This window comes from Pseudomonas rhizophila, from assembly GCF_003033885.1.
GTDB classification, from domain to species: Bacteria; Pseudomonadota; Gammaproteobacteria; order Pseudomonadales; family Pseudomonadaceae; genus Aquipseudomonas; species Aquipseudomonas rhizophila.
Genome location: NZ_CP024081.1, coordinates 2,050,689 through 2,075,961, shown reverse-complemented (window position 1 = coordinate 2,075,961; position 25,273 = coordinate 2,050,689). Strand labels below are relative to the sequence as shown.

Annotated in this window: 22 protein-coding genes; 7 read left to right on the top strand and 15 right to left on the bottom strand. The window is 61.5% G+C overall.

Annotated elements, in window-relative coordinates:
- Positions 1-166: 166 nt before the first annotated feature.
- Both CRX69_RS09710 and CRX69_RS09700 read right to left on the bottom strand, forming a co-directional pair.
- A complete protein-coding gene (locus CRX69_RS09710; protein WP_047228897.1) occupies positions 167-2,581 on the bottom strand; it encodes a glucose/quinate/shikimate family membrane-bound PQQ-dependent dehydrogenase in 2,415 nt (804 codons plus the stop codon).
- Positions 2,582-2,799: 218 nt separating this feature from the next.
- On the bottom strand, positions 2,800-4,182 hold the full coding sequence (locus CRX69_RS09700) for a carbohydrate porin (protein WP_047228896.1): 1,383 nt from the start codon (positions 4,180-4,182) through the stop codon (positions 2,800-2,802).
- Positions 4,183-4,451: 269 nt separating this feature from the next.
- On the opposite strand from CRX69_RS09700, the gene CRX69_RS09695 reads away from it, so the two are divergent.
- Positions 4,452-4,682: a VF530 family protein gene (locus tag CRX69_RS09695; RefSeq protein WP_047228895.1), complete on the top strand. Its 231-nt coding sequence runs from the start codon at positions 4,452-4,454 to the stop codon at positions 4,680-4,682.
- 3 nt (positions 4,683-4,685) lie between these two features.
- Positions 4,686-5,333 carry a Pr6Pr family membrane protein gene (locus CRX69_RS09690; protein ID WP_047228894.1) on the top strand — a complete coding sequence of 216 codons (648 nt, stop codon included), beginning with the start codon at positions 4,686-4,688 and terminating at the stop codon, positions 5,331-5,333.
- A gap of 161 nt (positions 5,334-5,494) precedes the next feature.
- On the opposite strand, the gene CRX69_RS09685 is transcribed toward CRX69_RS09690, so the two are convergent.
- Genes CRX69_RS09685 through CRX69_RS09675 form a run of 3 tightly spaced genes read right to left on the bottom strand, consistent with a single transcriptional unit; the run spans position 5,495 to position 6,841 of the window.
- Positions 5,495-5,704, bottom strand: a complete 210-nt coding sequence (locus CRX69_RS09685) for a DUF1289 domain-containing protein (RefSeq protein WP_047228893.1) — start codon at positions 5,702-5,704, stop codon at positions 5,495-5,497.
- Positions 5,701-6,225, bottom strand: coding sequence for a gamma carbonic anhydrase family protein (locus CRX69_RS09680; RefSeq protein ID WP_092456398.1), 525 nt, complete (start codon positions 6,223-6,225; stop codon positions 5,701-5,703). The genes CRX69_RS09685 and CRX69_RS09680 overlap by 4 nt, the downstream gene beginning before the upstream one ends.
- A 16-nt stretch (positions 6,226-6,241) precedes the next feature.
- Positions 6,242-6,841, bottom strand: a complete 600-nt coding sequence (locus CRX69_RS09675) for a CoA pyrophosphatase (protein ID WP_047228891.1) — start codon at positions 6,839-6,841, stop codon at positions 6,242-6,244.
- Positions 6,842-6,987: 146 nt separating this feature from the next.
- Here CRX69_RS09675 and CRX69_RS09670 point away from each other — a divergent pair, with 146 nt between their 5' ends.
- Both CRX69_RS09670 and CRX69_RS09665 read left to right on the top strand, forming a co-directional pair.
- The gene (locus CRX69_RS09670; RefSeq protein ID WP_107321927.1) at positions 6,988-7,539 is read left to right on the top strand and encodes an NUDIX hydrolase; all 552 of its coding nucleotides are present in this window, start codon (positions 6,988-6,990) and stop codon (positions 7,537-7,539) included.
- A gap of 41 nt (positions 7,540-7,580) precedes the next feature.
- Complete coding sequence (locus CRX69_RS09665) at positions 7,581-8,087, top strand: L,D-transpeptidase family protein (RefSeq protein WP_047228889.1); 507 nt, start codon at positions 7,581-7,583, stop codon at positions 8,085-8,087.
- 249 nt (positions 8,088-8,336) lie between these two features.
- Here CRX69_RS09665 and CRX69_RS09660 read toward each other — a convergent pair whose 3' ends face one another.
- A complete protein-coding gene (locus CRX69_RS09660; RefSeq protein ID WP_047228888.1) occupies positions 8,337-8,648 on the bottom strand; it encodes a YqfO family protein in 312 nt (103 codons plus the stop codon).
- A 4-nt stretch (positions 8,649-8,652) separates the two neighbouring features.
- Complete coding sequence (purL, locus tag CRX69_RS09655; RefSeq protein ID WP_107321926.1) at positions 8,653-12,549, bottom strand: phosphoribosylformylglycinamidine synthase; 3,897 nt, start codon at positions 12,547-12,549, stop codon at positions 8,653-8,655.
- A gap of 287 nt (positions 12,550-12,836) precedes the next feature.
- Between purL and mltF the strand changes: the two genes are divergently transcribed.
- Positions 12,837-14,297, top strand: a complete 1,461-nt coding sequence (gene mltF / locus CRX69_RS09650) for a membrane-bound lytic murein transglycosylase MltF (RefSeq protein ID WP_047228886.1) — start codon at positions 12,837-12,839, stop codon at positions 14,295-14,297.
- Between the two features lie 131 nt (positions 14,298-14,428).
- Here the strand turns inward: mltF and pdxJ are convergent, their stop codons facing one another.
- The 8 genes from pdxJ to lptF all read right to left on the bottom strand — a co-directional run bounded on the left by pdxJ (position 14,429) and on the right by lptF (position 22,828).
- Complete coding sequence (gene pdxJ, locus CRX69_RS09645; protein WP_218575751.1) at positions 14,429-15,214, bottom strand: pyridoxine 5'-phosphate synthase; 786 nt, start codon at positions 15,212-15,214, stop codon at positions 14,429-14,431.
- Between the two features lie 9 nt (positions 15,215-15,223).
- Positions 15,224-15,913 carry a DNA repair protein RecO gene (gene recO, locus CRX69_RS09640; RefSeq protein ID WP_047228884.1) on the bottom strand — a complete coding sequence of 230 codons (690 nt, stop codon included), beginning with the start codon at positions 15,911-15,913 and terminating at the stop codon, positions 15,224-15,226.
- 171 nt (positions 15,914-16,084) lie between these two features.
- Positions 16,085-16,987: a GTPase Era gene (gene era / locus CRX69_RS09635; protein WP_047228883.1), complete on the bottom strand. Its 903-nt coding sequence runs from the start codon at positions 16,985-16,987 to the stop codon at positions 16,085-16,087.
- Positions 16,980-17,669 (bottom strand): ribonuclease III, encoded by a 690-nt coding sequence (gene rnc, locus CRX69_RS09630; RefSeq protein WP_047228882.1) that lies wholly within the window; start codon positions 17,667-17,669, stop codon positions 16,980-16,982. The genes era and rnc overlap by 8 nt, the downstream gene beginning before the upstream one ends.
- Before the next feature lie 184 nt (positions 17,670-17,853).
- Positions 17,854-18,708 carry a signal peptidase I gene (gene lepB / locus CRX69_RS09625; RefSeq protein ID WP_047228881.1) on the bottom strand — a complete coding sequence of 285 codons (855 nt, stop codon included), beginning with the start codon at positions 18,706-18,708 and terminating at the stop codon, positions 17,854-17,856.
- A gap of 5 nt (positions 18,709-18,713) precedes the next feature.
- Positions 18,714-20,513, bottom strand: a complete 1,800-nt coding sequence (gene lepA, locus CRX69_RS09620) for a translation elongation factor 4 (protein WP_047228880.1) — start codon at positions 20,511-20,513, stop codon at positions 18,714-18,716.
- A 139-nt stretch (positions 20,514-20,652) separates the two neighbouring features.
- Positions 20,653-21,714: an LPS export ABC transporter permease LptG gene (gene lptG, locus CRX69_RS09615; protein WP_047228879.1), complete on the bottom strand. Its 1,062-nt coding sequence runs from the start codon at positions 21,712-21,714 to the stop codon at positions 20,653-20,655.
- Positions 21,707-22,828 carry an LPS export ABC transporter permease LptF gene (gene lptF / locus CRX69_RS09610; RefSeq protein WP_047228878.1) on the bottom strand — a complete coding sequence of 374 codons (1,122 nt, stop codon included), beginning with the start codon at positions 22,826-22,828 and terminating at the stop codon, positions 21,707-21,709. The genes lptG and lptF overlap by 8 nt, the downstream gene beginning before the upstream one ends.
- A 459-nt stretch (positions 22,829-23,287) precedes the next feature.
- On the opposite strand from lptF, the gene CRX69_RS09605 reads away from it, so the two are divergent.
- The gene (locus CRX69_RS09605; protein ID WP_047228877.1) at positions 23,288-24,778 is read left to right on the top strand and encodes a leucyl aminopeptidase; all 1,491 of its coding nucleotides are present in this window, start codon (positions 23,288-23,290) and stop codon (positions 24,776-24,778) included.
- Positions 24,779-24,838: 60 nt separating this feature from the next.
- Positions 24,839-25,267, top strand: coding sequence for a DNA polymerase III subunit chi (locus CRX69_RS09600; protein ID WP_047228876.1), 429 nt, complete (start codon positions 24,839-24,841; stop codon positions 25,265-25,267).
- The last annotated feature ends 6 nt before the right edge of the window (positions 25,268-25,273 follow it).

The window sequence follows — 25,273 nt, the reverse complement described above, 5'->3', positions numbered from 1 at the left end:
CCCGCAAAGGTGTCGCCTTTTTCATGAGCGCCGGTTTACCCCAGATCGTTCCCACGCTCAGCGTGGGAACGCCGCCAAGGACGCTCCGCGTTCCGCTTCTGAAACGGTGACGCAGAGCGTCGGAGGATGCATTCCCACGCAGGAGCGTGGGAACGATCACTCCCGCTTAATCCGGCAGTTTATAGGCGATCACATAGTCACCCTGCTTGGTACCCAGGGAACCATGGCCACCGGCGACGACCAGCACGTACTGCTTGCCGTCCTTGCCGGTGTAGGTCATCGGCGTGGTCTGGGCGCCCGCTGGCAGGCGGCCTTCCCACAGTTGCTTGCCGTTTTTCACGTCATAGGCACGCAGGTACTGGTCGAGGGTGCCGCTCAGGAACGCCAGGCCGCTGGCGGTGGTGAAGGCGCCGCCCAGGCTCGGTACGCCCATGCTCAGCGGGATCGGTACCGGCGAGCTATCACGCACGGTGCCGTTCTTGTGCATCCACAGGGTTTTGTTGTTGGTCAGGTCGACGGCCGCCACATAACCCCAGGCCGGTGCCTGGCAAGGCAGGCCCATTGGCGAAAGCAGCGCTTCGAGGATCACGCCATACGGCGCGCCTTTGTTCGGCTGCACGCCTTCGGTCTCGCTCTTGCGCCCCGGACCGCCGGCCACTTCGGCCGCAGGAACCAGTTTCGACTTGAACGCCATGTAGCTCGGATTGACGAAAGCGATCTGGCGTACCGGATCAACCGAAATACCGCCCCAGTCAAACACGCCGAAGTTACCTGGGTAGACGATCGAGCCTTGCAGCGACGGCGGCGTGAACATGCCTTCGTAGCGCAGCGACTTGAAGTCGATCCGGCACAGCATCTGGTCGAACGGGGTCACGCCCCACATGTCGCGTTCCTGGAGGACCGGCGGCACGAAGTTCAGGTCGGACATCGGCTGGGTCGGCGAGGTGTAGTCACCCTCTACCGCGCCTTGCGGCACCGGGATCTCCTTGATCGGCACGATCGGCTGACCATTGCTGCGGTCCAGCACGTAGATGCTGCCCTGCTTGGTCGATGCCAGTACCGCCGGCTTCACGCCATCGGCGGTTTTCAAGTCCATCAGCGTCGGTTGCCCGCCTACGTCCATGTCCCACAGGTCGTGGTGGGTGAACTGGAAGTACCAGCGCACCTTGCCGGTGGCGATATCCAGCGCGGTCAGGCCGGCGGCGTATTTCTCCGATTCTGGTGTACGGAAACCACCGAACTGGTCGGGCGTCTGGTTACCCATCGGCAGGTAGAGCATGCCGAGTTTTTCATCGACGCTGAACATGGACCACATGTTCGGCGAGTTACGGGTGTAGGTCTGGCCTTCGGCAATCGGCGTAGTGTCGTCCGGGTTGCCGCTGTCCCAGTTCCACACCAGCTCGCCGGTGTGCACGTCATAGGCGCGGATGACCCCGCTTGGCTCGTCGGTGGAGACGTTATCGGTGACGTGGCCACCGATCACCACCAGGTTCTGGGTCACGGCCGGTGGCGACGTGGAGTAGTAACCGCCGGCCGTGAAGCCGCCAATGTTGGCGGTCAGGTCGACCTGGCCCTTGTCACCGAAGTCTTCACACATCTTGCCGGTGTCGGCGTTCAGCGCGATCAGGCGCGTGTCGGCGGTCGGCAGGAAGATCCGGCGTGGGCACACGGTGCTCGCCGGCGTGGTGCTGGCCGCGCCGGTCGGGCTCTGCTCGGCCGAGGCGTACACCGCGTCATCGTGATAGGTCACGCCGCGGCAGGTCATGTGGGCCCAGCCCTTGAAGTTTTCCGCTTTCTGCGTGGAAAGCTTCGGATCGAACCGCCAGATTTCCTTGCCGGTTTCAGGCTCCAAAGCAATCACCTGGCTGTGGGGCGTGCACACGTAGAGCATGCCGTTGACCTTCAGCGGTGTGTTTTCCGCCGTGGTCTCACCCGGGTCGTTCGGCCCTGGCAGGTCGCCAGTGCGATAGGTCCAGGCCGGTTCCAGCTTGCTGACGTTCTCGGGGGTGATCTGCGCCAGAGGCGAATAACGGTCACCATGGGCACTGCGGCCATAGGAGTTCCAATCCCCGTCCGGCATCGCCGGGGCGGTGTTGGTCATGCCAGGCACGCTGTCGCGGTCCAGTTGGCCCTCGATTTCACCCGGATTGGTGAACTGGCTGGCGAGCGCGGTGATGCCGGCAATAACCACGGCGGCGCCCAAAGCACGGGTGCCCATGGGCGAAGCGTCGGGGGTCAACAGTGGACGGCGGAACCACGGCAGCAACATGACGATGCCCAAGGCAAACAGCATTGCCAGGCGCGGCACCAGTTGCCACCAGTCCAGGCCCACTTCCCACAGCGCCCACACGGTGCTGGCGAACAGCACCAGCGCGTACAGGCCCAGGGCTGCACGCCGGGCCATGATCAGCAGCACGCCGGTCAGCGCCAGGCCGATACCGGCCAGCAGGTAATACAGCGAGCCGCCAAGCGTGCTCAGCTTGATTCCCCCCGCCAACAGGGCCAGGCCCATCAATAGAAGCAGAATGCCGAGCAGGCTCGGTAGCAGACGGCTTCGACTCATAGCACCCTCAGTGCTCATAGTGTGATTCTCCGTGAGGTTTTAAGGAGTCCCGCGCAAGTAGTCACTGTAGATGACGATCTTGAGGGGGCATGGTTCAGTTGAAAGAGGTAATTGGGTTGAAGCGGTTGCTGTGGGAGCGAGCCTGCTCGCGATGGCGGCGTGACAGTCGACTTCAATGTTGGATGTGAAATCGCTATCGCGAGCAGGCTCGCTCCCACAAGGGTCTTGTGCACTGACTAGAACGACGACTGAATCTTGATCCCGCCAATCAGCGCGTCATCGACCTTGTCCACGCCGCCCGGATGGCGGATGTACTGCAGGTTCGGGCGCACGGTCAGCCAGTTCGTCACGTGTACGCCGTAATACAACTCGGCGCTGTACTCGGTGTCCTGGGGTGGCAAAAAGGCCGGGTTGTCGTAACCCTGGACGGCGCGGGCCTGGTTGGTGGCCTCGGCGTTCTTGCGGTAAGCCGGGTTGACGTGAACCCGAGCCAGGGCAAAACCGATGTCATCCCTGGCGCGGGCGTCGAACAGGCCCTTGTAGACGAGACCGGCCTGGACATAGTTGTCGATAGCGTTGGTTTTCTTGTCGTGCATCGTGGCGTTGGCGAACACACTCAGGCCACGGGAATGGTCACTGGCGACACTGGTCAGTTGCTGTTGCGCCCCCAACCACACGCCATGCTTGCTCGACGCGCTGCGATACGCCTCGCCGCTCAGGGCGGCCGGCTGGCCGCTGCGATCCTTGTAGGCGTCGGTGGCATTGGCACTGCTGTAGTAATAACCGGCGCGGTATTCGCCCGGCAGGCCATTGAGCTTGGGCGACCACACCAGCTCCACCGGCACTACGGCGCCCTGGGTGCCGCTGCCGCTGAGCTTGAAGCCGTTACCGGTTTCCAGGTTCGAGGGGTTTTGTTCATAAGCCCCGATCTGCGCATACAGCTCAGGCGTGAGGTGATACTTGACCCGCAGCGCCCACTGGCTGACCGGCCAGTTGTACCAGATGCCGCCCACCCAGTTGCCCACTTGCGAGCCGCAGAACGCCAGGTTCTGGAAGTCGCAGGGGAAGCTGTTGAAATCCTCGCCCTCACCGAAACGACCGGCCTTGATATCGAGCCGGTCATCGAAAAATGCCTGCTGATACCACATCTGCGTCAACCGCCAGGTCTGGCCACGGCCCCAGACTTCCTGGGCGGAAGTGAAACCGCCAACGCGCGGGTCGTTGATCCGGTCATTGCTGATGTTATTGCCGCTGCGCTCGGTGACCGTCAGTTGAAACTCGGCGGCGTGCCAACCGAGGATTTTCTGCAGGTCCAGGTGCGTGCCGAAGGCGAACTGGTCGCTGTAGCGAGCGGTGCGGTCATGGTCGTAGCCGCCGTGCAGGTTGCTGCCCATTTCACCGGTGTAATCGAACTTGAAGTCGTAGCCTTTTTTCGCGAGTTCGCTTCGCGTGCCGTTCCAGTCACCCAGCATCCAGGGTGAGTCGCTGTCGAACGCGGGAGCGGCCTGAGCGCCGATGGCAATGCCCAAGGCGCCGAGACCGGCCATCAGGTGAAGGGTGTTTCTGGCGGCAATACAGTGCCGGACAGCGCTGTCTTGCAGAGTCTGAACATCGAACATAAAGAAGGAATTCTTGATCTTTTTAGGGGATTCGCTGAACGCCGGGGGCTTTGGCACGGCAGAAGAAGCGTTTCAGCAGGCGGCGCAAGGATAATGTCCTGTTACAAATAGAGAAAGGCCTTTTACTGACATGAATCATTTCGGATTCGGTAACAGTAGGCGTTGCGCAAAGCCGCGAAACAAACAGGCAGCGTTTCAGTGATACTTCCACCACGCGGGCACCTCGGCTAAGGTGCGCGGCTTTACACCTCTTTGCGCGAAGGCCTCCCATGACCGAATCCAACAACAACCCGCTGCACGGCGTGACGCTGGAGCAGATCCTCAACGCCCTGGTGCAGCACTACGAATGGTCGGGTCTGGCCGAGCGCATCGACATTCGTTGCTTCAAGAGCGATCCGAGCATCAAGTCCAGCCTGACCTTTTTGCGCAAGACGCCGTGGGCGCGGGAGAAAGTCGAGCGGCTGTACATCAAGCTGATGCGCACCAAACGACCGGTCTGAGCCGTGGACATTCAGATCCGTCGGCGCCCCGCGCTGCGACAGTGCTTCGTGTCAGTGGCGGCCCTGTTGGGCTGGGCCGGGTTGAGCATCCAGTTGTACCTGATCCTGCTCGGTCGCTGGGAACTGGGCGCAAGCTTGCTCGGCGGCCTGGTGAACTTTCTCAGTTTCTTCACCGTGCTGACCAACACTCTGGTGGCCGTGGTGCTGACCTGGGAACTGATCCAGCGAGAATCGCCGGCCCGGCGCTGGTTCTTGCAGCCGGGGGTCAGCAGCGGCATTACCGTGAGCATTACCTTGGTCGGCCTGGCCTACAACCTGCTGCTGCGACATCTGTGGCAACCCGAAGGCTGGCAGTTCGTGGCCGACGAATTGCTGCACGACGTCATGCCGTTGCTGTTCATGACCTACTGGTGGTTCTGCGTGCCCAAGGGCACCTTGCGCATGAAGCACATCGGGCTGTGGATGATTTACCCGGTGGTGTACTTCGCGTGGCTCCTGCTGCGGGGGGAATTACTGGCGGCGTACCCCTACCCTTTCATTGACGTGGCGAACCTGGGTTATCCACAGGTGCTCATCAATGCCGCAGGGATATTGGCGGGGTTTGTCGCGATTGCGCTGGGGGTGGTGGGATTGGATCGGTGGCGTCGCTGAAATAAAGATTTTGGGGAACAGCATCTGTGGAAGCCAAACCTGTGGGAGCAAGGCTTGCCCGCGATGAACGATCACGCGGTCCACCTGACGACCTGGGTGCCTGCATCGCGAGCAAGCTTTGCTCCCACAGGTACGTGCTCCTACAGAGTCTTGTGTGGGCGTCAGCGCCTCACCGGCAACATCCACACCAATCCACTGGCCTTGGCCCTTTCATGACACAACGCCAGAACACTGCGTCGCTCATCGTTGTCCATCCGGCTCCAACGGGTGATTTCCGCCACGGTGCGCTGGCAGCCGGTGCAGATGTCGTCATCGTCCAGGGCGCAGATGTTCACGCAGGGCGACGGAACCGGGCGTTCTGGCGGGTTCATTGCTCTTGCTCGGCCAAGTCGCGGGCGTAGCGCTGCGCGTTGTGAACATAGTGCGCCGCGCTGGCCTCGAGCATCTTCTTCTGCGCTTCGGTCAATTCCCGCACAACCTTGCCGGGTGAGCCCATCACCAGCGAACCGTCAGGAATCTCCTTGCCTTCGCCGATCAGCGAGTTGGCGCCGATGATGCAGTTCTTGCCGATCTTCGCGCCGTTGAGGATCACCGCATTGATGCCGATAAGGCTGTAGTCCCCCACCGTGCAACCGTGAAGCATGGCGTTATGGCCGATGGTCACGCCGGTGCCGATGGTCAGCGGGAAGCCCATGTCGGTGTGCATCACCGTGCCGTCCTGCACGTTGCTGTTTTTGCCGATCAGGATCAGTTCGTTATCGCCACGCAGCACCGCGTTGAACCAGACATTGGCGCCTTCTTCGAGGCGGACCTTGCCCACCAATGTGGCGTTGGGGGCGACCCAGCTCTGTGGGTGGGTTTCGACACGGGCATCACCCAGGCGGTATTTCATGAGGTTCCTCGGGGCTTCAGGTATTGATGAAAGTCTTGGGCGGGGTGTGCAGGTCGATGCCGGCGTCGAACATCAGGTTGACCAGCTCGACCACCATGATCGCCGTCAGGCCCCAGATCTTGTACTCGCCAAAACGATAGCTGGGCACATACCAACTGCAGCCCTGGTAGTCGATGCGATGAGTGTGCTCGCGCGGGTCCTTGCGAAAGAACTCCAGCGGTACGCTGAACACCGCGGCGATCTCGGCATCGTTGGCCTGGTATTCGACGTAATCGGGAATCACCCCCACGTAGGGCGTGACCTTGATGCCGTGCAGCGAGATCAAGGGACTGAGGGGGCCGATCACTTCCACCAGGCCGGGGGGCAGGCCGATTTCTTCTTCGGCTTCGCGCAAGGCGGTGAAAATCAGGTCCGGGTCTTCCGGGTCGCGGCGCCCACCGGGAAATGCAACTTCGCCGCCATGAGTCGAAAGCCCGCTGGCGCGCAGGGTCAGGACCAGTTCCGGCTCGTCACTGCGGGTAATGGGCACCAGCACCGCCGCTTCAGGGAAACGTCGGTCAGTCTCCAGATCACGTGGGGTATGGTTGCTTACTCGATGCAGTAGCTCGTCCAGCATGAGACTTCTCGATTTATTCGCTACCTTGCATCATGCACCAATCAGGCAAGCCGCCCAACCCCCGCACTGCGACGTGTCGCGAAACGACAACTTGCCGACAGCCGCCCGCAGACGCCAAGATAGGCGCAGCATTCAGGAACCCAAGCATGAAATTCTGCAGCCAGTGCGGTAACCCGGTAACCAAGCGTATCCCCGAAGGCGACTCGCGCTTGCGCTTTGTCTGCGATACCTGCCACACCATCCACTACCAGAACCCCAATATCGTGGCCGGTTGCGTGCCGACCTGGGGCAGCAAAGTGCTGCTGTGCCGGCGTGCCATCGAGCCACGGCGCGGTTACTGGACATTGCCGGCAGGTTTCATGGAGAACGGCGAAACCGTCGAGCAAGCCGCCGTGCGCGAGACCGCCGAAGAAGCCTGCGCCCGCGTGCGCAACCTGAGCATTTATACGTTGATTGATGTTCCGCATATCAGCCAGGTGCATGTATTCTTCCGCGCCGAGCTGGTGGACGAAGATTTCGCCGCCGGGCCCGAGAGCCTGGAAGTGAAACTGTTCGACGAAGCGGACATTCCCTGGGACGAGCTGGCTTTCCGCACGGTGGGCCGTACCCTAGAATACTTCTATGCTGACCGGCGAACCGAGGACTACCCGGTGCGATCCGAATCGATCCCGCCGCTGGCCCAGCCTGCCAATACCTAAAAATCCATAATAGCCGCGACACCTCTAGGGATATCGTTTCAATGCGCTGGTTGCTTGTCCTGTTCTGCTTGTCGTTCGCTGCGGTGTCCCAGGCTTCTGCGGTGGGAACCTACAACGGCAAGACCATCGAAAAAGTGCTGGTGCTCAAGTCCGCCCATCAATTGCAATTGATCAACGACGGCAAACCACTGAAGACCTATCGCATTTCATTGGGCAAAGGCGCCAAAAAAGGCCCCAAGCTGATCGAAGGCGACAAGCGCACCCCCGAGGGTTTCTACTGGATCGACTGGCGCAAGACCAGCGACCGCTTCTACCTGTCGATGCACATTTCCTACCCCAACATCAGCGACGCCGCCCGCGCCCGCCGCGAAGGCGTGGAACCGGGGGGCATGATCATGATCCATGGCACCCCGGATTCCGAAGAAAACCCTGAGCAGCTGTTCCACACCCTGGACTGGACCGACGGCTGCATTGCCATGCGCAATGTGGACATGCGCGAGGTGTGGAACCTGGTGCCGGATGGCACCATGATCGAGATCCGGCCGTAGCGCCCGACCACACATGAGTTCCCTGTGGCGAGGGGATTTATCCCCGTTGGACTGCGCAGCAGTCCCCTAAGCCAACAACTCAATCTGCCTGAAACACCGAATTGCCTGGCTTGAGGGCTGCTGCGCAGCCCAACGGGGATAAATCCCCTCGCCACAGGTCCGTGTCCACAGTTGTGTTTCAACCTATATCGCGACCAATAAAAAACCCGCTGAATCAATCAGCGGGCTTCTCATTCAACGGCCGGACGATCAAAAATCCTCCAACCGCCACACTTCATAAGCCGGTGTCTCATAGGGATGGCTCTGCTTCAACGCCGCCACCGCCGCACGAATCAACTCATCGGCCACGACAAGCTCCACTTTCCATTCCTCGACCTGCTCGACCTGCCCCGCTTCGCCAATGAACGGCTGGCTGCCGTCCAAGGGGCGGAACTGGCCCAGGCCCAGCACTTGCCAGGCGCAGTGGTCATAGGCGCCGATCCGTCCGCCACCGGCGGCGAAAACGGCGCTTTTGACCACGTCCAGGTGGCTGGCCGGGACGAAGAAGCAGAGCTTGTACACGCCCTTAGTTCACCCAGACGCGGGCGTTGCGGAACATGCGCATCCATGGTGCGTCTTCGTTCCAGTCGTCCGAACGCCACGAGTTCTGCACCGCGCGGAACACACGTTCCGGGTGTGGCATCATGATCGTGACGCGGCCGTCGCGGCTGGTCAGGCCGGTGATTCCGCGCGGCGAGCCGTTCGGGTTGGCCGGGTAGGTTTCGGTGACCTTGCCGTGGTTGTCGACGAACCGCAGCGACACGCAACCGGACAAATCGGCTTCGAGCAGGGCTTCTTCGCTTTCGAATTCCGCATGGCCTTCGCCGTGGGCGATGGCGATCGGCATGCGCGAACCGGCCATGCCCTGCAGGAAGATCGAGTTGGATTCCTGGACCTGGACCATCGCCACGCGCGCTTCGAACTGCTCGGAACGGTTACGCACGAAGTGCGGCCAGAACTCGCTGCCCGGGATCAACTCGTGCAGGTTGGACATCATCTGGCAACCGTTGCACACGCCGAGGGTGAAGCTGTCGGTGCGTTCGAAGAAGCCCTGGAACGCGTCGCGGGCGCGGCTGTTGAACAGTGCCGACTTGGCCCAGCCTTCACCGGCACCCAGCACGTCGCCGTAGGAGAAACCGCCACAGGCGACCATGCCCTTGAAGTCGTTCAGGTCGACACGGCCGGCCAGGATATCGCTCATGTGCACGTCGATCGCGTTGAAACCGGCGCGGTCGAACGCCGCCGCCATTTCCACCTGACCGTTGACACCCTGCTCACGCAGCACCGCCACTTGTGGGCGAATGCCTTTCTTGATGTAAGGCGCGGCCACGTCATGATTGACGTCGTAGCTGAGCTTGGCGCTCAAACCCGGGTTGTCTTCTTCCAGCAGCGCGTCGAATTCCTGCTCGGCGCAGTCGGCATTGTCCCGCAAGCGCTGGATCTGGTAGCTGGTTTCCGCCCACTGGCGCTGCAACAGACGGCGCTGGCCTTCGAAGACGGTGTCGCCGTTGAAGGTGATGTTGATGTGGGCGTTGTTGATCGGCTGGCCGATCACCGAGACGCAGTCGGCCAGGCCCGCTGCGCTGAACTGGGCAAGGATGTCTGGGGTGGCGTCCTGGCGAACCTGGATCACCGCGCCCAGTTCCTCGTTGAACAGGATGGCCGGGATTTCAGCCGTAGACTCGGCAACGCTGTCGAGGGTCAGGCTCAGGCCGCAATGGCCGGCGAAAGCCATTTCCACCACGGTGGTCAGCAAACCACCGTCGGAACGGTCGTGGTAGGCCAGCAGATGACCGTCGGCGTTGAGGCCCTGGATGACCGCGAAGAACGCCTTCAGGTCTTCGGCATCGTCGACGTCCGGCGCTTGCGAGCCGAGCTTGCCGTGCACCTGGGCGAGGATCGAGGCGCCCATGCGGTTCTGGCCACGGCCCAGGTCGATCAGGATCAGGTCGGTGGTGCCCTTGTCCATGCGCAGTTGCGGGGTCAGGGTCTGGCGGATGTCGGTGACCGGGGCGAAACCGGTGACGATCAGCGACAGCGGCGAGGTGACGCTCTTGTCCACGCCCTCATCGTTCCAGCGCGTGGCCATGGACATGGAGTCCTTGCCCACCGGAATGGTGATGCCCAGCTCCGGGCACAGCTCCATGCCGACAGCCTTGACGGTGTCGTACAGGCGGGCGTCTTCACCCGGGTGACCGGCGGCGGACATCCAGTTGGCCGACAGTTTGATGTCGGAGATCTTGCCGATGCGCGAGGCCGCGATGTTGGTCAGGGTCTCGCCAATCGCCATGCGGCCCGACGCCGGAGCGTCCAGCAACGCCAACGGCGTGCGCTCGCCCATGGCCATGGCTTCGCCGGTGTAGACGTCGAAGCTGGTGGCGGTCACGGCAACGTCGGCCACCGGCACCTGCCACGGGCCGACCATTTGATCACGGGCCACAAGACCGGTGATGGTGCGGTCGCCGATGGTGATCAGGAAACTTTTGCTCGCCACGGCCGGGTGGTGCAGAACGCGCTCGATGGAATCGGCAACGTCGAGCGTCGACGGGTCGAAATCATCGCCCAGCTCGGCTTCGCGAACGGCCGAACGGTGCATGCGCGGGGCCTTGCCCAGCAGCACTTCCAGCGGCATGTCCACCGGACTGTTGCCGAAGTGGCTGTCGGTGACGGTCAGTTGCGGCTCGGCAGTGGCTTCGCCGACCACGGCGAACGGGCAGCGCTCGCGTTCGCAAATGGCCTGGAAACGCTCGAAGTCGGCCGGGCCGACCGCCAGGACATAACGTTCCTGGGATTCGTTGCTCCAGATTTCGTGCGGGGCCATGCCCGGCTCGTCGTTCGGAATGTTGCGCAGTTCGAAGCGGCCACCACGGCCACCGTCGTTGACCAATTCCGGGAAGGCGTTGGACAGACCGCCCGCGCCGACGTCGTGGATGAAGCTGATGGGGTTGTGTTCACCCAACTGCCAGCAACGGTCGATGACTTCCTGGCAACGGCGTTCCATTTCCGGGTTTTCCCGCTGGACCGAGGCGAAGTCCAGGTCCGCCGAGCTGGTGCCGGTGGCCATGGAGGAAGCGGCGCCGCCGCCCAGGCCGATCAGCATGGCCGGCCCACCGAGGACGATCAGCTTGGAACCGACCAGGATCTCGCCTTTCTGCACGTGTTCGGCGCGGATGTTGCCCATGCCGCCGGCGAGCATGATCGGCTTGTGGTAGCCGCGCACTTCTTCACCGCGCGGAGTGCTGATGGATTGCTCGAAGGTACGGAAGTAACCGGTCAGGGCCGGACGGCCGAATTCGTTGTTGAACGCCGCGCCCCCAAGAGGACCTTCGATCATGATGTCCAGGGCGTTGACGATGCGCTCGGGCTTGCCGTAGGGCTTTTCCCACGGCTGTTCAAAGCCCGGGATCTGCAGGTTCGATACGGTGAAGCCGGTCAGGCCAGCCTTGGGCTTGGCACCGCGACCGGTGGCGCCTTCGTCGCGGATCTCGCCACCGGAACCGGTGGACGCACCCGGGAACGGGGCGATGGCGGTCGGGTGGTTGTGAGTCTCGACCTTCATCAGGATGTGCACCGGCTCCTGGACCGCACCGTACTGGCGGGTCTCAGGGTTCGGGTAGAAACGCCCGGCGACGTTGCCGACGATCACCGCGGCGTTGTCCTTGTAGGCCGAGAGCACACCTTCGTTGTGCATCTGATAGGTGTTCTTGATCATGCCGAACAGGCTTTTTTCCTGGCTCTGGCCATCAATGTCCCAACTGGCGTTGAAGATCTTGTGCCGGCAGTGCTCGGAGTTGGCCTGGGCGAACATCATCAGTTCGATGTCGTGGGGGTTGCGCTTCAAGCCCTGGAAGGCGTTGACCAGGTAATCGATCTCGTCTTCGGCCAGGGCCAGGCCCAGCTCGGCGTTGGCTTTTTCCAGTGCGGCACGGCCGCCGCCCAGCACATCGACGGCGGTCAGCGGTTTTGGCTCGGCATGGCTGAACAGGCCCGCGGCCTGCTCCAGGTTGCCCAGGACGATCTGGGTCATGCGGTCATGCAGGCCCTCGGCGATCAGTTGGGCCTCGGCCTCGCTGAACTCACCGGCAACATAAAAGGCAATGCCGCGCTCCAGGCGCTGGATTTTCGCCAGGCCGCAGTTACGGGCGATGTCGCTGGCCTTGCTCGACCATGGCGAAATGGTGCCGAAACGTGGCAGCACCAGGAACAGACGACCGGTCGGCTCCTGGACAGGAACACTGGGACCGTACTTCAGAAGGCGCGCGAGCACCTGCTGTTCGTCGCCGGTCAAACCGCCGGTGACTTCGGCGAAGTGAGCGAATTCAGCATACAAGCCACTGACAGCCGGAACATTCTGGCTCAGTTGCTCAAGGAGTTTGCTGTGGCGAAAGGCAGAAAGGGCAGGAGCGCCGCGCAGGATCAACATCTTCGGGACAGCCTCGGGAAGGGGGTGTGCTTTGAGGCCGTGCATTCTAGCCTAAACCGCTGGCGACGGCACCCGAAACGGCACGTACGATGCTGGCCGAATGTCGGTCTTTGCAGGAATGGCTCTTCCGGCCCCCGTTTGCACGGTCGTACCGAGATATTTTTCATCGGGGCAAAACACGGCGCCCCCCGGCCCGCCTGTGTTGCGGACACGTTTTGCAACCGCTAGCAGACTGGCCTTCTGCTGTCGAGATATGGCGGTCGGGGCCGTTTGCGTATACTGCGCAGATGTTTTCCCCAACGGCTTTGCGTCCGCGGTACGCCAAGTGGCTGATCGCAACCGGACTCTTCCTGGTGCTCAGTGGTTGTGTTGAGAAACCCAACACACTGGAGCGCGTGAAGGAGGATGGCGTGCTGCGGGTGGTTACCCGAAACAGCCCCGCCACCTACTTCCAGGATCGCAATGGTGAAACCGGCTTCGAATACGAGCTGGTGAAGCGTTTCGCCGACGATTTGGGGGTGGAGCTGAAAATCGAGACCGCCGACAACCTCGATGACCTTTTCACCCAGCTGGGCAAGCCCAACGGCCCGGTACTGGCTGCCGCCGGCCTGGTCAGCAGCGAAAAACGCAAGAGTCAGGTGCGATTTTCCCACTCCTACCTCGAAGTCACCCCACAAATCATCTACCGCAACGGCCAATCACGCCCCACCGACCCGGCCGCCCTGGCGGGCAAGAAGATCATGGTGCTCAAGGGCAGCACCCACGCCGAACAATTGGCGCAGTTGAAACAGAAATATCCCGGCATCGAATACGAAGAGTCCGACGCGGTAGAAGTCGTCGACCTGCTGCGCATGGTGGATGAAGGCCAGATCGACCTGACGCTGGTGGATTCCAACGAAGTGGCAATGAACCAGGTGTACTTCCCCAACGTGCGGGTCGCTTTCGACCTGGGCGATGCCAGCAACCAGAGCTGGGCCGTGGCCCCCGGCGAAGACAACAGCCTGCTCAACGAAATCAACGCCTACCTGGACAAGGTGCAGAAGAATGGCACCCTGCAACGCCTGAAGGATCGCTACTACGGGCACGTTGATGTCCTGGGTTATGTCGGCGCCTACACCTTCGCCCAGCATTTGCAGCAGCGTCTGCCCAAGTATGAGAAGCATTTCAAGAACTACGCCAAGGCCGAAAAAGTCGACTGGCGCCTGCTGGCGGCCATCGGCTACCAGGAATCACTGTGGCAGCCGACAGTCACGTCCAAGACCGGTGTGCGCGGCCTGATGATGCTGACCCAGAACACCGCCCAGGCCATGGGTGTGTCCAATCGCCTGGATCCCAAGCAGAGCATCATGGGTGGCGCCAAGTACCTGGCCTACATAAAAGAACAACTGGACGAGAGCATCGAGGAGCCGGACCGCACCTGGTTCGCCCTCGCCGCCTATAACGTGGGTGGCGGTCACCTGGATGACGCTCGCAAACTGGCGGCCAAGGAAGGGTTGAATCCGAACAAGTGGCTGGATGTGAAGAAGATCCTGCCGCGCCTTTCCCAGAAGAAGTGGTACAGCAAAACCCGCTACGGCTACGCCCGGGGCGGTGAACCGGTGCATTTCGTGGCAAACATCCGCCGCTACTACGATATCCTGACCTGGGTCACACAGCCGCAGCTCGAAGGCGACCAGGTGGCCGAGGGCAACCTGCACGTGCCGGGCGTCGACAAGAGCAAGCCAAATCCGGAAACCCCGCCGCTCTGAATCCCCAATACACTGAGGCCCCCTTGTGGGAGCGAGCCTGCTCGCGATAGCGGTGTGTCAGTCGACATCAATGGTGAATGTCAGACCGCTATCGCGAGCAGGCTCGCTCCCACACGGGCCCTGCGTATGCATCAAACTTTGGCGGCTGCCAGGATCAGCGCTTTCATTTCAGCCACCGCCGACTTGAACCCGACAAACAACGCATGGGCCACCAGCGCATGGCCGATGTTCAGTTCGTTGATGCCCTTGATGGCCGCGACGGCCTCGACGTTGTGGTAATGCAAGCCATGGCCGGCATTCACAATCAGGCCCTGGGCCAGGCCGAAGGCGACGCCGTCGGCTACCCGCTGCAGCTCTTCAGCCACCTCGGTGGGCGTTTGCGCATCGGCATAACGGCCAGTGTGCAGCTCGATGGCCGGGGCACCGACGCGCCTGGAGGCTTCGATCTGCCGCTCGTCGGCGTCGATGAACAGCGACACCTCTGCGCCGATCTTCGACAAACGCTCCACCGCCGCCCTGATCCGTGCTTCCTGCCCCGCTACGTCCAGGCCGCCTTCGGTGGTCAGCTCCTGACGTGTCTCGGGCACCAGGCAAATGTGCGCGGGGCGGATGCGTTCGGCAAACACCATCATTTCTTCGGTCACGCCCATTTCGAAATTCATGCGCGTTTGCAGCACGTCCTTGAGCAGCAGTACGTCGCGCTCCTGGATGTGACGGCGGTCTTCACGCAGGTGCACGGTGATGCCGTCGGCGCCTGCCTCTTCAGCATCCAGCGCGGCCTTGACCGGGTCCGGGTAGCGGGTACCACGGGCTTGGCGCAGGGTGGCGACATGGTCGATGTTCACGCCGAGAAGAATGCGATTGCTGGTGCTCACGAAAAGCGCTCCTGAGATGGACAGAGATTCGGCCCACAGCATACGGGTTGATCAAGGCTTGCGAAACAGCTCGCGACTGACCAGCGGCCGACCGCCCAAATGAACCGCCAGGGCCTGGCGCATCAGACGCTTGGCCGCCGAGAGCGCGCCCGGCGCACTCCAGTCGGCCTCGGCCATGGCCAGAAGTTCGGTGCCATTGAACAACCCGGGTTGCAGCAGGTAGACCTGTTCCAGGCCGGCATCCACCTGCAGCCGATACAGACCGTCCGCTGCGATGGGCTCGCCATGCAGGTCGGTGTTCAGGGCAAAACCGTAGCCCAGATCGTCCAGTAGCCGCCATTCGAAGGAACGCAACAGCGGTTCCAGAGGGCGACCTTCGGCCAGGGCCAACAGTGTGGCGGCATAGTGATCGAACACTGCGGGATGGGGGTCTTCGGCGGGCAGCAGGCGGATCAGCAGCTCGTTGAGATAAAGGCCGCTGAACAACGCCTCGCCGTTAAGCCAGGCCGCAACACCGTTGCTTTCCATGCGCCCGACGTTCTTCAACTCGCCCCGCCCCCGGAATTCCACTTCCAGCGGCACGAACGGCCGCGCCAGCGTCCCGGCCTTGCCACGCGCGCTCCGCAACACCGCCCGCAGTCGCCCCTGGGGCGTAAGAAAGTCCACCAAGGCGCTGCTTTCGCGGTAGGCGCGCGAATGCAGGACGTAGGCGGGTTGGGCGGTGGGTTGGGTTGGCGGCATGGGATCGCAGCTCTCAATGAGTAAACGCAGTATTACTGACAACCACAAACCACTGTGGGAGCGAGCCTGCTCGCGATGAGGGACTGATATTCAACAGGAATGTTGACTGACAGACCGCTATCGCGAGCAGGCTCGCTCCCACAATGGAAATTCATGCACTCAGGAAGAGCTTTACAGGTCGCCGTAACCCAACGACCGCAGCGCCCGCTCATCGTCGGACCAACCGCCCTTCACCTTGACCCACAGGTTGAGCATGATCTTGGAGTCGAACAACAGCTCCATGTCCTTGCGCGCTTCGGTGCCGATGCGCTTGATACGCTCGCCCTTGTCGCCAATGATGATTTTTTTCTGGCCGTCGCGTTCGACGAGGATCAGCGCATGGATGTGCAGGGTCTTGCCCTGCTGCTTGAACTCTTCGATTTCCACGGTGATCTGGTACGGCAGCTCTGCGCCCAATTGGCGCATGATTTTCTCGCGCACCAGTTCGGCGGCCAGGAAGCGGCTGCTGCGGTCGGTGATCTGGTCTTCGGGGAAGAAGTGATCGTTTTCCGGCAGGTGCTCGGCGATCACCCGCTCCAGCGCATCGAGATTGTGGCCGTGCTGGGCCGAGATGGGCATGATCTGGGCGTTGGGCAGTTGCTCCTGCAACCAGCTCAGGTGCGGCATCAATTCGGCCTTGTCTTCGATGCGGTCGGTCTTGTTCAGCGCCACGATCAAGGGCCCCGTCACGTACTGGACGCGCTCGAGAACCATCTGGTCTTCTTCGGTCCACTTGGTGCGATCAACCACAAAGATCACCACATCGACGTCTTTCAGCGCCGCCGAAGCAGTCTTGTTCATGTAGCGGTTCAGCGCTTTTTCGCCACCTTTGTGCATGCCGGGGGTATCAACGTAGATCGCCTGTACGGCGCCTTCGGTCTTGATACCCAGCATGTTGTGGCGGGTGGTCTGAGGCTTGCGCGAAGTGATCGCCAGCTTCTGGCCCAGGATGTGATTGAGCAGCGTGGACTTGCCCACGTTCGGCCGGCCGACAATGGCGACATAGCCGCAGCGGGTGACGGTTGTATCAGTCATTGCCATTCTCCACGCCCAGGGCAATCAGTGCTGCGGCGGCCGCTACCTGTTCGGCAATACGACGACTCACACCCTGACCCCGGCTTTTTTCATTCAATAAGACCACTTCGCATTCAACGAAGAAGGTTCGGCAATGCGGCTCGCCCTGGATATCCACCACTTCGTAACGCGGCAACTCGCAACTGCGCGATTGCAGGAATTCCTGCAAACGGGTTTTCGGGTCCTTGTTGGTGTCCACCAGCGTCAGGCTGTCGATCTCGGAGGTCAGCCAGGCCAGCACGCGCTCGCGCGCCATTTCCATGCCGGCGTCCAGGTAAATCGCGCCAATCAGCGCTTCCAGGGCATCGGCCAGAATCGACTCACGACGGAAACCGCCGCTCTTCAATTCACCGGAGCCCAGGCGCAGGTACTCACCCAGGTCGAAACCGCGGGCCAGCACGGCCAGGGTCTCACCTTTGACCAGGCGCGCGCGCAAACGCGACAACTGGCCTTCCCGAGCCAGCGGGAAGCGTTCGAACAATGCCTCGCCAGCCACGAAGTTGAGGATGGCATCACCCAGAAACTCCAGGCGTTCGTTGTTGCGCCCGGCAAAACTGCGGTGAGTGAGAGCCAGAAGCATCAGCTCCTGATCCTTGAAAGTGTAGCCGAGCTGACGCTCGAGACGGCTTAGAGAAACGCTCACGGTTTACCCACGCTGAGTTCGTGGCTGGATTCCACCACCACGGCCGCGAAGCGCCGTTGGCTTGGGACAATTAACGCTGTGTTCAAAAATGACGTCCTGACTATCGTTGGCTTCATGCCTTCGGGCAACCTTGTGCAGGCTCCAGAAATGCATTCGGCGCTGTGTTCAACAGCGCCGTGTGTGATTACTTGATCAGGCCAACCCGCGAGAAATTCGGCAGGTGACTGAGTTTGGGTTCCGGCCAGCTCATCCAGACCGCAAAGGCCTTGCCGACGATATTACGGTCGGGGACCATGCCCAGCATGTCCTTGGGAATGTTCGGATCATCCCAGTACCGGCTGTCGTTGGAGTTGTCGCGGTTGTCGCCCATCATGAAATAGTGCCCGGCCGGCACGGTCCACGAATGGTCCGGTGCGGCGCGGTAACGGCTCATTTCCTTGCGGATAAGGTGTTCGGCCTCGCCGAGTTTTTCCTGGTAGAGCTCGGCGCTGCCCAGTGTGCCCGGCTCGGAGCCGATCAACCGTTCGGCCACCAGTTCGCCGTTGACGAACAGGCGCTTGTCGGCGCTGTAGCGAATCTTGTCTCCCGGCAAGCCGACCACACGCTTGATGTAGTTGACGTTCGGATCGCTCGGAAAACGGAACACCATGACATCGCCGCGTTGCGGGTCACCGATTTCGATGACCTTCTTGTCGATCACCGGCAGGCGGATCCCGTAGGAGAACTTGTTCACCAGGATGAAGTCGCCCACATCCAGGGTCGGCTTCATTGAGCCGGACGGGATCTGGAACGGTTCCACCAGGAACGAGCGCAGCACCAGTACGATGAACAACACCGGAAAGAACGACTTGCCGTATTCGACCAGCAGCGGTTCCTTGTTGAGTTTTTCGACCACCACCCCATCAGGCTGGCTGACGCTGCCCTGATAGGAGGCGATGGCAGCCCGGCGCCGCGGCGCCAGGAACAACAGATCAAGCAACGCCAACAGGCCGCAGACGAACACGGCGATAACCAGCAACAGCGGGAAATTTAGCGACATAGGACCTAACTATCCAACCTGAGCACCGCAAGGAAGGCTTCCTGTGGAATTTCCACGTTACCAACCTGCTTCATGCGTTTTTTACCGGCCTTCTGCTTTTCCAACAGCTTGCGCTTACGGCTGACGTCGCCGCCATAGCATTTGGCCAATACGTTCTTTCTGAGCGCCTTGACGGTTGTACGCGCCACAATCTGCCCACCAATGGCGGCCTGGATTGCCACATCGAACATCTGCCGCGGAATCAGTTCCTTCATCTTCTCGGTCAATGCACGACCTTTGTAGTGCGCGTTGTCACGGTGCACGATCAATGCCAGGGCATCGACTTTCTCACCGTTGATCAGCACATCCAGCTTCACCAGATTAGCCGATTGGTAACGATCGAAATGATAGTCCAGCGAAGCATAGCCGCGACTGGTGGATTTCAGGCGATCGAAGAAGTCCAGCACCACTTCGTTCATCGGCAGGTCGTAGGTCACCTGGACCTGGGTACCGAGGAACAGCATGTCGTGCTGCACGCCCCGCTTTTCGATGCACAGGGTAATGACGTTGCCCAGATGCTCCTGCGGCACAAGGATGTTGGCCCGCACGATCGGCTCGCGCATATCCTCGATGGCCGACAGGTCCGGCAACTTGGACGGGTTGTCGACGTAGATGGTTTCGCCGTTCTTGAGCAGCAGCTCGAAAATTACCGTCGGCGCCGTGGTGATCAGGTCCAGGTCGTACTCGCGCTCCAGGCGCTCCTGGATGATCTCCATGTGCAGCATGCCCAGGAATCCGCAACGGAAGCCAAAGCCCAGGGCGTCGGAGCTTTCCGGGGTGTATTGCAGGGACGAGTCGTTCAGGGTCAGCTTTTGCAGGGCTTCGCGGAAATCCTCGAAGTCGTCGGAGCTGACTGGGAACAGGCCGGCGTAGACCTGAGGCTGGATACGCTTGAAGCCGGGCAGCACATCGACGTCGGGGGTGGAGCTCAAGGTCAGGGTGTCACCGACCGGTGCACCGTGAATGTCCTTGATGCCGGCGATGATGAAACCCACTTCACCGGCCTTCAGATCAACGGTGGCGGTGTGTTTCGGGTTGAAGACACCGACGCTGTCCACCAGGTGGATCTTGCCGGTGGATTTGACCAGGATCTTGTCACCCTTCTTGACGCGGCCGTGGCGCACGCGAACCAGGGAGACGACGCCCAGGTAGTTGTCGAACCAGGAATCGATGATCAACGCTTGCAGCGGATCTTCGATATTGCCGGTCGGCGCAGGAATGGTGGTCACCAGGCGCTCGAGCACTTCGTCCACGCCCAGGCCGGTCTTGGCGCTGCAAGTGACCGCGTCGGTGGCATCGATGCCGATGATTTTCTCGATTTCTTCCTTCACGCGGTCCGGATCGGCCTGGGGCAGGTCGATCTTGTTCAGCACCGGCATGACTTCCAGGCCCTGCTCGATGGCCGTGTAGCAGTTGGCAACCGATTGCGCCTCGACGCCCTGGCCGGCATCGACCACCAGCAATGCACCTTCACAGGCCGCCAGCGACCGGCTGACTTCATAGGTGAAGTCGACGTGGCCCGGGGTATCGATGAAGTTCAGCTGATAGGTAATGCCGTCGCGGGCCTTGTAGTAGAGCGTAACGCTGTGGGCCTTGATGGTGATCCCGCGCTCACGCTCCAGATCCATGGAATCCAGGACCTGGGCCTCCATTTCACGCTCGGCCAGGCCGCCGCACATCTGGATGAAGCGATCAGCCAGCGTCGACTTACCATGGTCAATGTGGGCGATGATGGAGAAATTGCGGATATGACTCAAATCACTCACGGATCAACACTCAAAAAGGCTGCAGGCATGGCCCGCCGAAAAATAGCCGGGAATTGTACCTGATACACCGCGCAAGTGGGAGCAAGCTTTGCTCCCACACAGCCTTGCCCCCGCAGCCCCCTCGCCATCGGTGCGCTGATCAACCGGCCCGGCGCAACAGCCAGAGCCCGGCCAAGGCGCAGACGGCGGCCGGTACCAGCACCGCAAACAGCGGCGAGAAACCGAATACCAGGCTCGACGGCCCCAGCAAATCCTGGGCAATACGGAAGGTGAAACCCACCAGTACGCCGGTAAACACACGCTGACCGAGGGTCACCGAACGCAGCGGGCCGAAGATGAAGGAAATCGCCATCAGCACCAAGGCTGCGGTGACCAGCGGCTGCAACACCTTGACCCAAAAAGCCAGCCAGTAGCGACCGTTGTTCAAGCCCTGATCCGCCAGATAGTGGATATACCCCCACAAACCGGTAATCGACAGGGAGTCCGGCGCCATCACCACAGTGCTGAGCAACTGCGGGCTCAGCGCCACGTCCCAACGCTCTTGCGGCGCAGCGACCACTTCGGTGCGCTTGTCATGGAACAACGTGGTGGTGACATCATTGAGCTGCCAGTGATCTTCAACAAACTTGGCGCGCTTGGCGAAGCTCGACGACAGCATGTGCCGCTGGTCGTCGAAGCGGTAGCGGGTCACGCCGTACAGGACACCGTTGGGCTGGACCGAGTTGATGTGGATGAACTCGTCACCCTGGCGGTGCCACAGGCCATGCTTGGCGCTTTGTGCGTCGCCGCCACCCTGGGCCAGGGAACGGTTGGCCTGGGCAGTGTTTTCGGTGGCCGGGGCAACGTATTCGCCGACCAGCAAACCCACCAGCATCAGCACCAGCATCGGTTTCATCACGGCCCAGACGATCCGACCAACGGAAACACCGGCGGCGCGCATGATGGTCAGCTCGCTGTTGCTCGCCAGGCTGCCCAGCCCGATCAGGCAACCGATCAGCGCCGCCATCGGCAGCATGTCGTAGAGCCGCCGCGGGGCGGTCAGCAATACGTAGCTCAACACGTCCATCAAGGTATAGGTGTCGCTGACATCACCCATTTCATCGATGAAGGCGAACAGGGTCGCCAGGCCAAGAATGATCCCCAGCACCGCGAGAATCGCCATGAACACACTGCTGCCGATGTACCGATCGAGTTTAACCACGGGCCACCTCCAGCGCGCTGCGACGACTGGCCAGCTTCAGGCGCAGTGGTTCCCAGTAGAGCAACCCGAGGCCAATCGCCAGGAAGATCGAATGCACCCACCAAAGGCCCAGCGCGGGCGGGATCTTGCCTTTCTCCAGCGCGCTACGGGCGGAAATCAGGATGGTCAGGTAAGCCATATACAGAAGAATCGCCGGTAGCAGCTTGAGGAAACGGCCCTGGCGCGGATTGACTCGCGCCAGCGGGACCGCCATGAGGGTCACGATGAATACCAGCAGCGGCAGCGAAAGGCGCCATTGCAATTCAGTGCGCGCCCGAATGTCGTTGTTGCCCAGCAAGCTGGAGGTGGGCATGGCATCGCGGTCGGTGACTTCGTCGCTGACCTCGGGCTTGGGCAGCAATACGCCATAGGTGTCGTACTTGATGGCCCGGTAATCGGCCTGCCCCGGCTTGCCGTCGTAGCGGTAGCCGTTTTCCAGGATCAGGTAGCGGTTGCCGTCGGGGTTGATTTCCTGACGCCCCTTCTCAGCCACCAGCACCGAAATGCCGCGGTCCTTCTTGGTGTCGGAAGACACGTTCTTTTGCGTAATGAAGACGCCGCCCAGGTCGACCCGGTCTTCCGAGAGTTCTTCGGTATAGGTGACGCGAGTCCCGTCGCGCAGGGCCTGGAAGCGCCCGGGCACCAAGGTGTCGAACTCGGTCAGGGCGTCTTGCTGATTGATCAGCATCTGGAACTGGTTGGCTCCCTGGGGCGCCAGGCTAAGACTCAGCCAGGCCACAACCAGCGCCACCAGAGTGGCCGGGAAGAGGGTCATGCGAAACAGGCGTTGCTGGCTCATGCCGGTTGCCGACAGCACGGTCATTTCGCTGTCCAGGTACAACCGGCCGTAGGCCAGCAGAATGCCCAGGAACAACCCCAGCGGCAGGATCAGTTGCAAAAAGCCCGGCAGGCGAAAGCCCATGATCAGGAACAGCGAGCCTGGATCCAGGGCACCGGAGGCCGCTTGGGCGAGGTATTTGATGAAGCGCCCGCTCATGATGATGACCAGCAGCACGGCGCTGACGGCGCTCAGGGTCAGCAGGACTTCGCGGGATAGATAACGGAAGACGATCACACCAGACACTCCAGGGCTGTCAGGCTAGGATTTGTACGAAAAGTGCCTGCGCGACGATCATGCTGCGTTGAAAACAGGCTCGGAATGCTCATTGACAACCAGTCAACTCCGCTTCCTCGCCTGTTTTCGCCTTGCCTGATCGCCGCTCGGCGACTTTTCATACAAACCCTAAGGCGGCCAAACAAGCAAATGTATCGAGCCGGCCCGCCACAGCGCGCCGCCGAAAAAAGAGCCGCATTATCCTGTGATTGGGGGCGCCTGTCACTTCGCACGCTTTAACCCGGTGCTTAAAGCCACAACTTAGCGCTGTCGGTGGGGTTGTCAGGCCCTGGCGCCGGGGTTCAAACTGCGGCCTTTGTCGCCGGCAAGCACCGGCGCTTCTCTTATATAGAAGAAGCTCGCTCAGCGCGCCATTGTGTCGGCGCCTGGCATCTTGACCATTCATTCAGGGATCCGGACATGGAACTGGTTGTAAAAAGCGTCAGCCCAGAAACGTTGAAAACCGCCACGCTGGTGGTTGCCGTCGGTGAAAACCGCCAGCTCGGCGTCGTCGCCACCCAACTTGACAGCCTGAGCGGCGGTGCCATCAGCGCTGTGCTCAAGCGCGGCGACCTGGCTGGCAAAGTCGGCCAGAGCCTGTTGCTGCACAACCTGCCCAACCTCAAGGCCGAGCGCGTGCTGCTGGTGGGCGTGGGCAAGGATGCCGAACTGGGCGACCGTCCGTTCCGTAAAATCATCGCCGGCGTGTTGGGCACCCTCAAGGGTCTGGGTGGCGCTGATGCCGTCCTGGCGCTGGACGAGTTGGTGGTCAAGGGTCGCGACAGCTACGGAAAAAACCGCCTGCTGGCTGAAACCCTGGTGGACGGCGAATACCAGTTCGACCAGTTCAAGAGCCAGAAAGCCGAACCCCGCGCCCTGAAAAAAATCACCCTGCTGACCATCAAGGCTGCCCAGGCTGAAGTTCAGCGTGCCGTGACCCACGCCACCGCGATCGCCAACGGCATGGCCTTCACCCGCGACCTGGGCAATCTGCCACCGAACATCTGCCACCCGACGTTCATGGGTGAACAGGCCAAGGCGTTGGGCAAGGAATTCAAGGGCCTGAAAGTCGAAGTCTTCGACGAAAAGAAAATCAAAGACCTGGGCATGGGCTCGTTCTACTCCGTCGGCCAGGGCAGCGCACAGCCGCCACGCCTGATCGTCATGCAATACAACGGTGGCAAGAAGTCCGAGAAGCCGTACGCACTGGTCGGCAAGGGCATCACCTTCGACACCGGCGGCATCAGCCTCAAGCCGGGCGCCGGCATGGATGAAATGAAGTACGACATGGGCGGCGCCGCGAGCGTGTTCGGCACCCTGCGCGCCGTGCTCGAACTGCAACTGCCGATCAACCTGGTGTGCATCCTGGCCTGCGCCGAGAACATGCCCAGCGGTAACGCCTCGCGTCCAGGCGACATCGTCACCACCATGAGCGGCCAGACCGTGGAAATCCTCAACACCGACGCCGAAGGCCGCCTGGTGCTGTGTGACGCCCTCACCTACTCCGAACGCTTCAAGCCGCAAGCGGTGATCGACATCGCCACCCTGACCGGCGCCTGCGTCGTCGCCCTCGGCGCCCACACCTCGGGCCTGCTGGGCAACAACGACGAGCTGATCGGTCAACTGCTCAGCGCCGGCCAGCAAGCCGACGACCGCGCCTGGCAATTGCCGCTGTTCGACGAATACCAGGAGCAGCTGGACAGCCCGTTCGCCGACATCGCCAACATCGGCGGCCCGAAAGCCGGGACGATCACCGCGGCGTGCTTCCTCTCGCGCTTCACCAAGAACCTGAACTGGGCGCACCTGGACATCGCCGGCACAGCCTGGACCAGCGGCGGCAAGGACAAGGGCGCCACCGGCCGGCCGGTTCCCCTGCTGACCCAATACCTGCTGGACCGCGCCAAGGCCTGACACCGATGACCGGCGTTGGCGTCGCCTTCGGGCGGCGCCAACGGCGGCTCAGGAACTGCAATGACCAAAGTCGATTTCTACATCCTGCCCAGCGCCGATCCGTCGGCGCGGCTGGATTTCGCCTGCAAGCTCACCGAAAAGGCCTGGCGCATGGGCCACCGCATCTACCTGCATTGCAGCGATGCCGCCCAGCGCGATGACCTCGATGCACGTCTGTGGGCCTTCAAGGGCGAGAGCTTCGTACCCCATGGCCCGGCCGAAAACGAACCCGAAGGATTGATCGTGCTCGGGCTGGGAGATGACTGCGGTCAGCACCAGGACTTGCTGGTCAACCTTGACCTGAAAGTGCCGCCTTTTGCCCAGCGCTTCGCCCGTGTGGCGGAAGTGGTGGTGGAAGACCCGGGCATCCGGCAAGCCGCGCGGGAGAGTTTCCGTTTCTACCGCGAACAGGGCTATCCTCTGCAAGACCACCGTTTACAGCGACTCTGAGCCCAC

Excerpts from the sequence above, each read along its gene's own strand:
- CRX69_RS09710 (WP_047228897.1), bottom strand. The coding sequence starts at position 2,581 with ATGAGCACTGAGGGTGCTATGAGTCGAAGCCGTCTGCTACCGAGCCTG.
- CRX69_RS09700 (WP_047228896.1), bottom strand. The coding sequence starts at position 4,182 with ATGTTCGATGTTCAGACTCTGCAAGACAGCGCTGTCCGGCACTGTATT.
- CRX69_RS09695 (WP_047228895.1), top strand. The coding sequence starts at position 4,452 with ATGACCGAATCCAACAACAACCCGCTGCACGGCGTGACGCTGGAGCAG.
- CRX69_RS09685 (WP_047228893.1), bottom strand. The coding sequence starts at position 5,704 with ATGAACCCGCCAGAACGCCCGGTTCCGTCGCCCTGCGTGAACATCTGC.
- CRX69_RS09680 (WP_092456398.1), bottom strand. The coding sequence starts at position 6,225 with ATGAAATACCGCCTGGGTGATGCCCGTGTCGAAACCCACCCACAGAGC.
- CRX69_RS09675 (WP_047228891.1), bottom strand. The coding sequence starts at position 6,841 with ATGCTGGACGAGCTACTGCATCGAGTAAGCAACCATACCCCACGTGAT.
- CRX69_RS09670 (WP_107321927.1), top strand. The coding sequence starts at position 6,988 with ATGAAATTCTGCAGCCAGTGCGGTAACCCGGTAACCAAGCGTATCCCC.
- CRX69_RS09665 (WP_047228889.1), top strand. The coding sequence starts at position 7,581 with ATGCGCTGGTTGCTTGTCCTGTTCTGCTTGTCGTTCGCTGCGGTGTCC.
- purL (WP_107321926.1), bottom strand. The coding sequence starts at position 12,549 with ATGTTGATCCTGCGCGGCGCTCCTGCCCTTTCTGCCTTTCGCCACAGC.
- mltF (WP_047228886.1), top strand. The coding sequence starts at position 12,837 with ATGTTTTCCCCAACGGCTTTGCGTCCGCGGTACGCCAAGTGGCTGATC.
- pdxJ (WP_218575751.1), bottom strand. The coding sequence starts at position 15,214 with ATGCTGTGGGCCGAATCTCTGTCCATCTCAGGAGCGCTTTTCGTGAGC.
- recO (WP_047228884.1), bottom strand. The coding sequence starts at position 15,913 with ATGCCGCCAACCCAACCCACCGCCCAACCCGCCTACGTCCTGCATTCG.
- era (WP_047228883.1), bottom strand. The coding sequence starts at position 16,987 with ATGACTGATACAACCGTCACCCGCTGCGGCTATGTCGCCATTGTCGGC.
- lepB (WP_047228881.1), bottom strand. The coding sequence starts at position 18,708 with ATGTCGCTAAATTTCCCGCTGTTGCTGGTTATCGCCGTGTTCGTCTGC.
- CRX69_RS09605 (WP_047228877.1), top strand. The coding sequence starts at position 23,288 with ATGGAACTGGTTGTAAAAAGCGTCAGCCCAGAAACGTTGAAAACCGCC.
- CRX69_RS09600 (WP_047228876.1), top strand. The coding sequence starts at position 24,839 with ATGACCAAAGTCGATTTCTACATCCTGCCCAGCGCCGATCCGTCGGCG.